This window comes from Pantoea sp. PNA 03-3, from assembly GCF_003201175.1.
Lineage (GTDB): Bacteria > Pseudomonadota > Gammaproteobacteria > Enterobacterales > Enterobacteriaceae > Pantoea > Pantoea stewartii.
Genome location: NZ_QICO01000001.1, coordinates 470,807 through 483,560, shown reverse-complemented (window position 1 = coordinate 483,560; position 12,754 = coordinate 470,807). Strand labels below are relative to the sequence as shown.

Annotated in this window: 13 protein-coding genes and 1 pseudogene; 11 read left to right on the top strand and 3 right to left on the bottom strand. The window is 57.9% G+C overall.

The window, feature by feature from the left end; all coding sequences use genetic code 11:
- Nucleotides 1–58 precede the first annotated feature (58 nt).
- Together C7433_RS02235 and C7433_RS02230 are read left to right on the top strand one after the other, a co-directional pair.
- Complete coding sequence (locus tag C7433_RS02235) at nucleotides 59–604, top strand: helix-turn-helix domain-containing protein (RefSeq protein ID WP_033741332.1); 546 nt, start codon at nucleotides 59–61, stop codon at nucleotides 602–604.
- A 194-nt stretch (nucleotides 605–798) separates the two neighbouring features.
- Nucleotides 799–1,356: an isochorismatase family protein gene (locus tag C7433_RS02230; protein ID WP_039340433.1), complete on the top strand. Its 558-nt coding sequence runs from the start codon at nucleotides 799–801 to the stop codon at nucleotides 1,354–1,356.
- Nucleotides 1,357–1,463: 107 nt separating this feature from the next.
- Here C7433_RS02230 and C7433_RS02225 read toward each other — a convergent pair whose 3' ends face one another.
- Both C7433_RS02225 and C7433_RS23815 read right to left on the bottom strand, forming a co-directional pair.
- Complete coding sequence (locus tag C7433_RS02225; protein WP_110267535.1) at nucleotides 1,464–1,715, bottom strand: hypothetical protein; 252 nt, start codon at nucleotides 1,713–1,715, stop codon at nucleotides 1,464–1,466.
- Nucleotides 1,716–1,854: 139 nt separating this feature from the next.
- A pseudogene (locus tag C7433_RS23815) lies at nucleotides 1,855–2,154 on the bottom strand (TonB-dependent siderophore receptor); the annotation flags it as partial.
- A 457-nt stretch (nucleotides 2,155–2,611) separates the two neighbouring features.
- On the opposite strand from C7433_RS23815, the gene C7433_RS02215 reads away from it, so the two are divergent.
- Both C7433_RS02215 and C7433_RS02210 read left to right on the top strand, forming a co-directional pair.
- Nucleotides 2,612–3,463, top strand: coding sequence for an NAD(P)-dependent oxidoreductase (locus C7433_RS02215; RefSeq protein WP_233255746.1), 852 nt, complete (start codon nucleotides 2,612–2,614; stop codon nucleotides 3,461–3,463).
- Nucleotides 3,460–4,242 carry a helix-turn-helix domain-containing protein gene (locus tag C7433_RS02210; protein ID WP_110267533.1) on the top strand — a complete coding sequence of 261 codons (783 nt, stop codon included), beginning with the start codon at nucleotides 3,460–3,462 and terminating at the stop codon, nucleotides 4,240–4,242. Before C7433_RS02215 ends, C7433_RS02210 begins: the two co-directional genes overlap by 4 nt.
- On the opposite strand, the gene leuA is transcribed toward C7433_RS02210, so the two are convergent.
- Nucleotides 4,163–5,878: a 2-isopropylmalate synthase gene (gene leuA, locus C7433_RS02205; protein ID WP_110267532.1), complete on the bottom strand. Its 1,716-nt coding sequence runs from the start codon at nucleotides 5,876–5,878 to the stop codon at nucleotides 4,163–4,165. The two genes, C7433_RS02210 and leuA, sit on opposite strands and share 80 nt — an antisense overlap.
- Before the next feature lie 185 nt (nucleotides 5,879–6,063).
- Between leuA and C7433_RS02200 the strand changes: the two genes are divergently transcribed.
- The 7 genes from C7433_RS02200 (at nucleotide 6,064) to pqqF (ending at nucleotide 12,696) form a co-directional block, all read left to right on the top strand.
- On the top strand, nucleotides 6,064–7,086 hold the full coding sequence (locus C7433_RS02200; RefSeq protein ID WP_033741345.1) for a dipeptidase: 1,023 nt from the start codon (nucleotides 6,064–6,066) through the stop codon (nucleotides 7,084–7,086).
- A gap of 139 nt (nucleotides 7,087–7,225) precedes the next feature.
- Nucleotides 7,226–7,297 (top strand): pyrroloquinoline quinone precursor peptide PqqA, encoded by a 72-nt coding sequence (gene pqqA / locus C7433_RS02195; RefSeq protein ID WP_009090272.1) that lies wholly within the window; start codon nucleotides 7,226–7,228, stop codon nucleotides 7,295–7,297.
- 52 nt (nucleotides 7,298–7,349) lie between these two features.
- Nucleotides 7,350–8,276: a pyrroloquinoline quinone biosynthesis protein PqqB gene (gene pqqB / locus C7433_RS02190; protein WP_033741347.1), complete on the top strand. Its 927-nt coding sequence runs from the start codon at nucleotides 7,350–7,352 to the stop codon at nucleotides 8,274–8,276.
- On the top strand, nucleotides 8,270–9,025 hold the full coding sequence (gene pqqC / locus C7433_RS02185) for a pyrroloquinoline-quinone synthase PqqC (RefSeq protein ID WP_033741349.1): 756 nt from the start codon (nucleotides 8,270–8,272) through the stop codon (nucleotides 9,023–9,025). The genes pqqB and pqqC overlap by 7 nt, the downstream gene beginning before the upstream one ends.
- A 2-nt stretch (nucleotides 9,026–9,027) precedes the next feature.
- Nucleotides 9,028–9,306 (top strand): pyrroloquinoline quinone biosynthesis peptide chaperone PqqD, encoded by a 279-nt coding sequence (pqqD, locus tag C7433_RS02180; protein ID WP_110267531.1) that lies wholly within the window; start codon nucleotides 9,028–9,030, stop codon nucleotides 9,304–9,306.
- Nucleotides 9,293–10,435: a pyrroloquinoline quinone biosynthesis protein PqqE gene (pqqE, locus tag C7433_RS02175; RefSeq protein WP_110267530.1), complete on the top strand. Its 1,143-nt coding sequence runs from the start codon at nucleotides 9,293–9,295 to the stop codon at nucleotides 10,433–10,435. The genes pqqD and pqqE overlap by 14 nt, the downstream gene beginning before the upstream one ends.
- Nucleotides 10,435–12,696, top strand: coding sequence for a pyrroloquinoline quinone biosynthesis protein PqqF (gene pqqF, locus C7433_RS02170; RefSeq protein ID WP_110267529.1), 2,262 nt, complete (start codon nucleotides 10,435–10,437; stop codon nucleotides 12,694–12,696). The genes pqqE and pqqF overlap by 1 nt, the downstream gene beginning before the upstream one ends.
- Nucleotides 12,697–12,754 lie beyond the last annotated feature (58 nt).

The window sequence follows — 12,754 nt, the reverse complement described above, 5'->3', positions numbered from 1 at the left end:
TCGCATAGTGCGCTATAACGCACAAGTGCTACACTGATGCGCTTATGCAGGAGACAATATGGAAAATTTGCATCACTATCTTGGCGAGGCGCTGAAACAACTGAGGCAAGCCAATGGCTGGAGCCTTACGTTAACCGCCGAGAAAACAGGCGTCAGTAAGGCGATGCTGGGGCAGATTGAACGCGGCGAGTCCAGCCCGACGATTGCCACCCTGTGGAAAATCGCCACCGGCTTTAATGTCCCGTTCTCGTTTTTTGTTCATCAGTTGCCCATCGCCGAAGGGGAAGTGGCCCGTTATCGCCAGCACAATGCGCAGATGGCGGTGACGCCGTTGTTACCTTATGACGATCGGCTACGCTTTGATTTGCTTGCCGTTGAGCTGGCACCAGGCGCGCAGAGTGATTCTGCCGCGCATGAAAAAGGCGTGATCGAGCAGGTGGTGGTGCTGGAAGGCGAGCTGTTGCTGGGCATTGCTGATACCTGGCGGCGGCTGAAGCGGGACGAGGCCTTTCAGTTCCGCGCGGACGTGGCCCACAGTTATCGCAATCCGCTGGATACGCGCCTGCGCTTTCACAGCCTGATTCACTATGTCGAGCGACGCTGAGCACCGGATCGGGTTTGCCCATTAATCAGCCTGACTTACAAATTGAAACGACCCGCGCCTGTTCAGCGCTGCCCGGCACGCTATAATTGCCTCCCCCTGTATGGCGCGCCTGTTCGGGCACTGGCGGCGAACCGGCGGTGCGTAGCGGCATCAGCCTGCGCCATACTTCTTATACTGTTTCCAGAGGACTCACCATGGCTTTAACCACACTTGATGCGAAAACCGCTCTGATTGTTATCGATCTGCAAGAGGGGATTGTTGCGCTGCCGGTTGTGCATGAGCCACAGCCGGTTATTGAACGCTGCGCAGCCCTGGCGGCCGCCTTTCGTGAAAAAGACCTGCCTGTCGTGATTGTGAATGTCGCGGGCGGCGCACCGGGCCGAACCGAATCCCCCCGGCATCAGGGCGAATTACCGGCAAACTGGGCCACACTGGTACCGGCGATGACACCGCAACACAACGATATCACCGTCACTAAGCACACCTGGGGCGCGTTTAATCAAACCACGCTTCATGATCAGCTACAAAAACGCGGTATTACGCAGGTGGTTATCTGCGGTATTGCCACCAGTATCGGCGTAGAGTCGACGGCACGTCAGGCTTACGAATTAGGTTACAACGTCACGTTAGCGGTCGATGCGATGACGGATTTAAATAGCGATACGCACGAAAACAGCATTAAACGCATTTTTCCTCGCTTGGGGGAAACCGGCAGTTGTGACGATGTGCGTGCAAAACTTAACGCCCTGTAAGGGTTAAGCGACTTGCCAGGGGATGAGCAGCATCACGCTCATTCCCTGGACGTCTTTCGGCTGACGCGTCGCCAGAATCAGATCAGGCTGCATCGCCGTCGCTGCAATCAACGCATGGGTGTCAGCACGTCGAACGGGCACATACAGCCGTGCGCAGTTGCGTGCAATCCTGCCAGCGTCCGCTCATGATACACCGCCAGCACCTGGGTCTGGTACGCGTGGCGTAAGCGCTGCGCCTGTTCACTGTCCCGCATTGCCGGGCGCGCGATGCCGCGTCTGGTTTCCAGCCATGTCAGGGCCGAAATAAAGGTCCTGTCAGCCTCAGCACCACCGGCCCCCGCGAGAACGCAGGGATCCATTCGCGGCGTCCCGCAAAATTATCCCGGCATGTAACAACGTCATGCCTGAAAAATAAGGGAAAGAGCGAGTCAGCGGTCACGAAGCACCTGCGCAGCCGCCTGCGTTTACTGGAACTGTCAGGCCAACGCTGTAGTTGCGTCACGGTACAGATTTGTAATAACGGCCATTGCTTTCGTTGACGATGACTGAGCCCATATAGTCAACCAGATTATCGACCCGGCCAACCAGATCCTGTGTTTATGCATCAACCAGCCATTTTTAGCCGCTGTTTACCACCGTTACGGCATACGAAGGTGCACGCACTGTGTTGCTGTCATCTGCGGCAATATTGCTCATATAACGCCATTCCGCGACCGCATGAAAGCTCTGTTCAGGGGCTTATTCTAAGCCGGTATCGACCCGGTTGCGCATGATACCGGGCATCCGCTTAACGTCGCAGTCAGCGGCAGAGAAAAGATGGCAGGCAGCACAAAAAACGGCAGGCTTTACCGGCGTAATCGCTTAATATCCCTCTGTATTTGGCCTGAAAGCGGCTATCCCCGGGGATGTCGCCAGCCCGATGCGGGGCGAACGCCACGACGACTGGCGGCAGGTCGCAGTATAGGGGGATAAACGAACCCACGGGCACAGTCGCCCTCATGTTAATCGTTTTGTCTGTTGTCTGGAAAAACGTAAATGTTCAGCCGATGGATGTAACCGTGAGACGGGCATCCTGGGTAGATCTCTCCCGCGTTTGGCCCGGTTGCGGGCCGAACGACAGGCGGCGTTGTCAGTAACTGGATTGGGAAGCCACAGCGGACGTTAACGGAAGGACGAGGTAACCGATGCTACCTTTTATCTTACGCCAACCCGTATGAGCAACACGGGCCTGACTATTCACTACAAGGAAATCAGCATGAACGTAGCGGTTTTAGGATTGGGTGCCATGGGGCACGCCTTTGCAGCGAATTTACTGAAAAAAGGGTTTGAGGTTCACGGCTGGAACCGCACGCGCGCACGGGGCGAAGACCTGGTTGACGCCGGGCTGAACCTTGCGGATTCGGCATCTGAAGCGGTAAGCGAGGCTGATGTCGTGATTGCGATGTTATCCGATGGCGAAACGACAGCGCAGGTGCTGCATGAGGTGAACGCGGCTCTGAAGCAGGGCGCCACGCTGTGTCAGATGGGGACCATTGGCGTTGAAAATACCGATGCGCTGATCGCCTTCTTTGCTCAAACGCGCCCGGATGTGGTGTTTATCGATGCACCGGTTTCCGGCACCAAAGCGCCTGCGGAAAACGCCCAGATTCTGGTGCTGGCCAGCGGCGACCGTTCGCGTGCCCAGGCTGCTGAAGCGGTGTTTGCCGCGATAGGTAAAGGCACGCAGTGGCTGGGCGAGGCGGGCAAAAGTTCGCGTATGAAACTGGTGATCAACAGCTGGTTGATCGGCCTGATGCAAAGTCTGGCGGAGAGCAACCGGCTCGCTGAACAGTTTGGTTTTTCAACCAACGATCTGTGGCAGGTGCTGGACGGCGGTCCGCTGGCCGCGCCGTATGCCAAAATGAAGCTCGCCATGATGGAAAGCGAAGATTACACGCCGCAGATGCATCTGCAGTGGGCGCTTAAAGATGCCCGGCTGGCGCTTGAGGCGTCGGACAGCACACTGCCCGCGCTGGAAAATATCGCCCGCGTCTGGCAGCAGGCCGTGGAGGCCGGGCACGGCGAAGAGGATTTAGCGGTGATCTATAAGTACCTTAAGTCGCAATGAGTGCAACGATCAGTTTCGATTTCAGCACGCGTCCGCTGGTGCCGCTGGCGCACGATTATCCGCACGGGGCAACGGAGCCCTGGCATTTTCATCGTTGTGCGCAGTTGATTCATACCTTAAGCGGCGTGGTGCGGGTTGAAACCGAACAGGGCAGTTGGGTGGTACCGCCCAGCCGCGGCGTGTGGCTTCCAGCCATGACGCGCCATAGCTTACAGATTACCGGCGCGGTCGCGGCCCGGGTGCTGTTTGTGGACCCGCTGGCCAGGGCCGATCTGCCTGCCAGTTGCCAGGTCGTACAAATTTCGGCCCTGCTGCGGGCGCTGATCGTCAGCGCCATGGATTTACCGGTTTCCTATGCGCCCGCCAGTCGGGCGGAACGGATTTACGAGCTGATCCTGGATGAAATTCGCGGCATGGATGTGCTGCCCTTTGCCTTGCCCGTGCCGGACAGCCCGCGTTTACAGGCATTGTGCATGCAGATTCAGGCGGAGCCCGCCGGTGACTGGACGTTGGCCCGCGCCAGCGAATGGCTTAATGTGTCTGGCCGGACGCTGGCCCGTCACTTCGAACGTGAAACCGGGCTTTATTTCAGCGAGTGGGTGCGCCGTGCGCGCGTGGCCATTGCCCTGACCCGGCTGGCACAGGGCGACCCGGTTCTACAGGTCGCCCTCGATCTGGGCTACGAGAGCCCCGGTGCGTTTAGTGCGATGTTTCGTCGTGTGCTCGGTGTGGCACCGACGGACTACTTCCCGGCGGCAGAAAGTGACCTGCCGCGTTGAGGAGGGCCTGCAGGGCGGCACGTGACGTATCGCTGTCGATGCTGACGCCCCATGCGCGCTCTCCCTGAAGATTGATACAGCTGACATAGGCAACCGATCGGCTGTCGCTGCGTTTTCCCAGCGTGTGTTCATGGTAATGTTCGATCGTTAACGTCAGATCGCAGGCGTGACGCAGCGCGTTGACGGCGGCGGACAACAGCCCGTTACCGCAGCCTGTCAGCAGGAGAAGGTGGTCGTGATGGCGGACGTGGGCGCGCAGGCGCGTTTGCTCGCCTTGTTCGCTTTCACTCTGGGCATCCATCAGACGCAGCGTGGGCCGATCAATCTGGTAGTGACGACAGAACAGTTGCCAGACCGCGTGCTGCGTCATTTCTTTTCCGTGGGCATCGGTTTCCTGTTGTACACACCGACTGAAATCCTGCTGAAGGGCGCGCGGCAGTTGCAGACCGTGGTTCTGCTCCAGCAGCCAGGCCGCCCCACTTTTCCCCGACTGGCTGTTAACCCGAATCACCGCTTCATAACTGCTGCCGATATCCGCCGGGTCGAGGGGCAAATAGGGCATCTGCCACACGGTTTCCTGCTGCTGTGCGCGCCAGGTAAACCCCTTTTTGATCGCATCCTGATGCGAACCGGAAAACGCAGTGAACACCAGTTCGCCGGCATAGGGATGACGCGGATGGACGGGCAGTTTATTGCAGGCGGTGACGACCTCAATCACGCGGGCCATGTCACTGAAATCCAGTCCGGGGGCAACACCCTGGGTATAAAGATTTAACGCCAGCGTCACCAGATCCACATTCCCCGTGCGCTCTCCGTTACCTAACAGGCAGCCTTCAATGCGGTCCGCACCGGCTAACAGCGCCAGTTCCGCGCAGGCAACGCCCGTGCCGCGATCGTTATGCGGATGAACGCTAATGCACACTGCCTGTCGACGACTAAAGTGACGGCAGAAAAATTCAATCTGATCGGCATACACATTGGGCGTGTTAACTTCAACCGTGGCGGGTAAGTTGATGATCATGGGGCGCTCAGGCCCGGGTTCCCAGACGGCGGCCACCGCTTCACAAATGTCGAGGGCAAACGCTGGCTCGGTAAAGCAGAAGGTTTCCGGCGAGTATTCAAAGGTCCACAGTGTCTCGGGCGCGGCCTCGCAGGCGGCCCGGATTTGCCGCGCGCTGTCGGTAGCCAGCGCCACAATCTGCGCTTTACTCTGGTTAAATACACGTTCCCGGAACAGCGGTGCGGTGGCATTGTACAAATGGATAATGGCGCGCGGTGCGCCTTTCAGGGCGCAGAAGGTCGTCTCAATCAGATCGTGGCGCGCGGGGGTTAAAACCTGCACCGTCACGTCTTCAGGAATGCGCTGCTGTTCAATCAAATCCCGTACGAAGTCAAAGTCGGTTTGCGAGGCTGACGGGAAGGCGACTTCGATTTCTTTGGCCCCGCAGTCCAGCAATAATTGCCAGAACTGCAGCTTTTGGGCGCGACTCATCGGTTCAGCCAGCGCCTGATTGCCATCCCGCAGGTCGGTTGACAGCCAGCGCGGCGCACGGCTGATTGACCGCGAAGGCCACTGACGGTCAGGCAGGTCAACCAGGGGGAAAGGGCGGTATTTCTCGGCGGGATTCGTTAACATTGCGTTCTCCTTTTCGGTGTCAGCTCAGTGTGGCGAAAGCGCAGCCATGCGGCGCGCGCAAAACTGACAACCTGATACGCAAAAGTGACAACCGTGATTCATGGGCTGTGGCACGGCGTGCGCTGCCATTTGCCGAAGCGGGGCGACAGCGTTAGCATAACCCGATGTTCTTGAGGGGGTTTTCTATGCAGATTTTCGACGGGCACAACGATCTGTTACTGAATTTGTGGCTGCACCATCGTGATGCGCCTGCTGAGGCGTTCTTTGCCGGCGTGCCTGAGGGCCATCTGGATTACCCTCGCATCCAGCAGGGCGGATTCGCAGGTGGGCTGTGCGCGATTTTTGTTCTGCCGAAGGATTACCTGGCGCAGGTCGCGTCCACGCGTGCTGCAGAAGAACCTTATGATCCCCTGACGATAATGTGGCAGCAGCTTGACCTGCTGCAGCGTATCGTGGCGCACGCGGAGGGGCGGGTAAAACTGTGCCGCAGCGCGGCAGAAATCGACGCCTGTCGCGCAGAGGGCGTTTTGGCGTTAGTCGCCCATATCGAAGGCGCGGATGCGCTGGATCCCGACGGCGAGGCGTTGACGGCGTTTTATCATGCCGGGGTGCGCTCGATTGGGCCTTTCTGGAATCTGAAAAACCGCTTCGGCGAAGGGGTTAGCGGCAGCTTTCCGGGATCACCCGACACCGGTCCCGGCCTGACGGCAGAAGGGGAAGCGCTTATCAGGCAGGCGGCCGCGCTGAATATGATGATTGATGTGTCCCATATGAACGAGAAGGCATTCTGGGATACCGCGCGGCTCGGCCTTTCCCCACTGGTCGCCAGTCATTCCAATGCGCATGCTCTCTGTCCGCAACCCCGTAACCTGACGGATGATCAGCTTCGGGCGATTCGCGACAGCGGCGGTGTGGTCGGGATTAACTTTGGCAACGCTTTTCTGCGTGCTGACGGAAAACGTGACAGCGACACCGATTTGACAGAAATCGTCAAACATTGCGATCACCTTATTAACATAATGGGCAGCGATCATGTGGCCTTCGGGTCAGACTTTGACGGCATTTCGGTGCCCGATGCGCTCGGCGATGTCAGTGGGTTGCCCCGGTTGCTCGCTGTTTTTCGCGACAAAGGCTATGATGAAAGCGTGCTGGAGAAATTGACGTGGGGAAACTGGCTGCGGGTTTTACACCTTACCGGCATCCGTTAACACGTTTTCTTACGGGCTTTTCGTTGATTTCACCCCAGGGTCTGCGAGAAAATAGCGTGACAAGGTTCGCATTTTAATCCCTGTTACGATGCTGTCTTGCAGTACGTTCTTTGTCTGTTTATTTATAAGGAAGAAAATTATGTGGAAAAAACCAACATTTGTTGATCTGCGCCTCGGTCTGGAAGTAACACTGTACATTTCCAACCGTTAATCCTTTGCCCGCCGCTTGTGCGGGCATTTTGTTTCAACACCTGGTCCCTTTCATGTTTATTAAAGTCCTTGGTTCGGCGGCAGGCGGCGGATTCCCGCAATGGAACTGCAACTGTCCCAACTGTCAGGGTGTCCGTAACGGCACCGTTCAGGCGACGCCGCGTACGCAGTCCTCTATTATTGTCAGCGATAATGGCGAGGACTGGGTGCTGTGCAATGCCTCCCCCGATATCAGTCAGCAGATTTTGCACACGCCAGAACTCATCAAAAAAGGTGTGCTGCGCGGTACGGCGATCGGCGGCATTATCCTGACTGACAGCCAGATCGACCATACTACCGGTCTGCTCAGTCTGCGTGAAGGTTGTCCGCATCAGGTATGGTGCACGCCGGAAGTCTATGACGATCTCACCACGGGTTTCCCGGTGTTCACCATGCTGAAACACTGGAACGGCGGCTTACAGCATCGTCCCATTCGCCCGTTAGCGCCGTTTAGCGTGGACGTCTGTCCGGATCTTCAGTTCACTGCGATTCCAATCCTCAGTAACGCACCACCGTACTCGCCTTATCGCGATCGGCCGTTACCGGGCCATAACGTGGCGCTGTTTATTGAAAACCGCGCAAACGGCCAGAAACTGCTGTATGCGCCCGGACTGGGCGAGCCGGATGCGGTGATTCTGCCGTGGCTCGAACAGGCGGACTGCCTGCTGATTGACGGCACGGTCTGGCAGGACGATGAATTACTCTCCGCGGGCGTGGGCAAAAATACCGGCAAGGCCATGGGCCATCTGGCGCTGGCCGAAGAGCAGGGACTGATGGCGTTACTCGCCCGTTTGCCCGCAAAACGCAAAATCCTTATTCATATTAACAACACCAATCCCATTCTTGACGAACAGTCGCCTCAGCGTCAGTACCTGACTGAACAGGGCATTGAGGTGAGTCAGGACGGAATGGCGATACAGTTGCAGGACGAAAGATGCTGATTACGGAAACCCTGTCGCCTCAGGCCTTCGAACAGGCGCTGCGTGATAAAGGCGCGTACTACCATATCCATCACCCTTATCACATCGCGATGCACAATGGCCAGGCCACACGCGAGCAGATTCAGGGCTGGGTGGCGAACCGCTTCTATTATCAAACCAGTATCCCGTTGAAGGATGCGGCCATCATGGCCAACTGCCCGGACCCGGCCACCCGGCGTAAATGGGTACAACGTATTCTGGATCACGATGGCAGCCAGGGCGCTGATGGCGGCATTGAGGCCTGGCTGCGGCTGGGCGAGGCGGTCGGGCTGACGCGTGAGGCATTGCTTTCTGAACAACATGTCCTGCCGGGCGTGCGTTTTGCGGTAGATGCCTATGTCAACTTTGCCCGCCGCGCTAACTGGCAGGAGGCGGCCTGCAGTTCGCTGACGGAGTTGTTCGCGCCACAGATTCATCAGTCACGCCTCGACAGCTGGCCTCAGCACTATCCGTGGATTAAAGAAGAAGGCTATTTTTACTTCCGCAGCCGTCTGAGTCAGGCTAACCGCGACGTGGAACACGGTCTTGCCCTGGCGCTTGAGTTCTGTAATACGGCGGAAAAACAGAACAGGATGCTGGAGATTCTGCAGTTCAAGCTGGACATTCTCTGGACGCTGCTGGATGCCATGACCATGGCTTACGAACTTCACCGCCCGCCTTATCACAGCGTGACCGATAAGGCCGTCTGGCACACAACCCGACTGGTATAATGATGAACGAACACACAATTGTCGCCTTTCGCCGTGGCTACCGTATGCAATGGGAAGCGGCACAGGACAGCCATGTGGTGCTTTATCCCGAAGGCATGGCGAAGTTAAATGAAACCGCTGCGGCCATTCTGGCGCTGGTGGACGGCAAACAGGATATCGCTTCCATTATTGCCACGCTGGATGCTCAGTTCCCGGACGCGGGCGGCGTGGGCGAAGATGTGAAAGAATTCCTGCAGTCAGCTTATGAACAGAAGTGGATACAGTTCCGTGACCCAACCTAAACCCGGCGTCAACCCACCGCTCTGGCTGCTGGCAGAGTTAACCTATCGCTGTCCGCTGCAGTGTCCGTACTGTTCGAATCCCCTGGATTTTGCCCAGCAGGCGCGCGAGCTTACCACCGCACAGTGGATCGAGGTCTTTCGCCAGGCCCGTGCCATGGGCAGCGTGCAGCTGGGCTTTTCGGGCGGTGAACCGCTGACGCGTAAGGATCTGCCCGAACTCATCAAAGCGGCGCGTGATTTAGGGTTTTATACCAACCTGATCACCTCCGGCATTGGTCTGACGGAGAAAAAACTCGACGCATTCAGCGAGGCCGGTCTGGATCATATTCAGATCAGTTTTCAGGCCAGTGATGAAACCCTCAACGCGGCGCTGGCCGGCTCGAAAAAAGCCTTTCAGCAGAAGCTGGAGATGGCGCGCGCAGTGAAAGCTCACGGCTATCCGATGGTGCTGAATTTCGTACTGCATCGCCATAACATCGACCAGATCGATAAGATTATCGATCTGTGCATTGAGCTGGAGGCGGATGATGTTGAACTGGCGACCTGCCAGTTTTACGGTTGGGCACAGCTGAACCGCGAAGGGTTATTGCCGACGCGCGAGCAGATTGCCCGGGCGGAGGCGGTCGTTAACCGCTACCGCACGCAGATGAACGAGCGGGGCAGTCTCACTAATCTGCTGTTCGTTACGCCAGATTACTATGAAGAACGACCAAAGCCGTGCATGGGCGGTTGGGGCGCGATTTTCCTGAGCGTCACGCCAGAAGGCACGGCGCTACCGTGCCACAGCGCGCGACAGTTGCCGGTGGCCTTTCCCTCGGTCCTGGAGCAGTCGCTGGAAGACATCTGGTATCACTCGTTTGGTTTTAACCGCTACCGGGGGTTCGACTGGATGCCGGAACCCTGCCGCTCCTGTGATGAAAAAGAGAAAGACTTTGGTGGCTGCCGCTGCCAGGCCTTTATGCTGACCGGCGATGCCGATAATACCGATCCGGTCTGCAGTAAGTCACCGCATCACAGCACAATCCTTGAGGCGCGCCGTCAGGCAGACTGCAGTGATATCAAAATCGGTCAGCTACAGTTCCGCAACCGCACCAATTCTCAGTTGATCTATAAAACGCGGAATCTGTAATGCACACACGCAGCCTGACCCTGAACGGACTCCGCGTGACGCTCGTCCACCAGCCGGACGCAACGCAGGCGGCGGCGCTGGTGAAGGTGGCGGCGGGCAGTCACGATGAACCTGATAACTGGCCCGGCCTGGCGCATCTGCTTGAGCATATGCTGTTCAGCGGTGGCCAGCGCTGGCCCGACGAAGGGCGGCTGATGAGCTGGGTGCAGGCGCAGGGCGGGCAGGTGAATGCCACCACCCTGGCGCGCCAGAGCGCCTTTTTTTTTGAAGTCGCCCCGGACAGTTTGACTGATGGCCTGCTGCGCCTGCAGGATATGCTGAGCGCACCGCGGTTAACGCCAGAGGCCATTACTCAGGAAATTGCTGTGATTGATGCCGAGCATCGGCTGCTGCAGCATCACGCTGCGGCCAGAGCAGAGGCGGCTATATTCTCAACGGTCATCGCACCGGCCAGTTTCCAGCGCTTTCAGACCGGCAACAGGGCGGTTTTTGGTGACAACGTCACTGAGTTGCAGGCCGCGCTGCGGGCGTTTCATCAGCGTTTTTATCACGCCGGCACGATGACGCTGTGGCTTCAGGGGCCGCAGCCGCTGGACGAACTGGCAACGCTGGCTGAGATTTTTGCTGCTCCTTTTGCCCTTCGCGATGCGGGCAGTCTTCCGGCACCAGACGTTGAATTATCGGCCGACAGGAGGCTGATGTTGCAGCAGGACGGCCCGTCCGAAGTGACGCTGAGCTGGCTGTTACCAACGGCGCTAAGTGACAGTGTCACGCTGTTGCGCGAGTTTTTGCTGGATGAAGCCCCCGGCGGCTTGCTGGCCGCCTTGTACGCGCGCGGGCTCGCCAGTCAGTTACAGCTAAAATGGCTGTATCAGTCCGCAAAAACGCAGTGGCTGATGATGACAGTGACGAGTGAGCAACCCGCCGTGGTAGAGGCATTACTGAAGTCATTTTTCGCCGCCTTGAGTCATACCACAGCGACGCAGCGGCAACACTACTGGCACCTTGCGCAGCGGCGGCTGGCTGCATTGTCGCCCTTAATGCAGCTTCAGGCGCGGGCTTTAGGGTTTGCCGCCACGGGCGACTGCCCCGAACTCTCGCCCTTATTACAGACGCTGGCCGGCGTGCCAGCAACCACCCTGGTTTGTGCCGCCGACGTGGCTGGCGAATCACGCAGCGTACAGGGTTATGCGCTCACCCTGGCACGCTGGCAGGTGCCCGACATCAGTGTTCCCCCTGTTAAGTGGTTTTTTTATCCCGGCCCTAATCCTTTCCCGCCCGCCAGGCTGCCCACCACCGCGGTGACGTTGCCACACATTCACCCGGATGAAACCTCCGGCACGCTGATACTTCGTCCCGAACTGTACAGCACGCTGTGGGCAGGTCAGGCCTGTGAAAGCGCCTTGCGGCCGGTGTTTGCAGTACTGCGTCACTTTGGCGGCGGTGGGGAATGGTGTGAAAGGCAGGGCGTCTGGCAACTGACGCTGGACTTACCCGCCGACGAGGCGTTGCTCAGCGCGGCGCTGGCGCAACTGTTATCCTGCCTGATGCCGACAACGGAAGAGGCCAGCTCTGCCATTCCCAGTATTGCAATACGCGAACTGCTACGACAATTGCCTTACTGCCTGGCGTCGTCCGTGCAGCCGCAGCGCTGGCGGGCCATCCTTCTGGGCGGTAATGCCCCTCGACATCAACAACTTGCGCACCAGCTCAGCGTGCTGAAGGTCAATTCTCCTACATTACCCGCGCGGGCATGGGTGAGCGGCGAAAGCAGGATACCGCACCCCTCGGACGACAGCGCCATTCTGCTGTTCATACCACTGGCCGATCCTCAACAGCTGGCCGCACTGCGCGCGCTGGCGCTGCTTTACGCGCCGCGATTTTATCAGCGCTACCGTGTTGAACACCCCATCGGTTATGTCGTCAGCTGCCGTTACCAGCGTTGTGTGGATATCGACGGTATTCTTTTTGCGCTTCAGTCACCGACCCTGTCTGCCACAACGCTGATTCAGTATTGCGACGATTTCCTGCAGCAGATGACGTCCGTGACAGACGCGGCCGATCTCGACGGGGTGAAAACACAGTTAGCCGCAGCGCAGGAAGAACCCACCGTCGAGGCGCTGCGTCAGGCTAACGGACTGCCCACACTGACGTCACAGGATATTGCTGCCCTCAGCACTCAGCAGTTAACGCAGCTGCATCACCAGTTATGCAGCCAGAAATCAGCGTGGCGCATCTTACGTACAGACGATAAGCAGTAAAATAATTACTCGTCGATATTGTTGAATGATTTTGATTGTTTACGCCAAATCTCTTCAC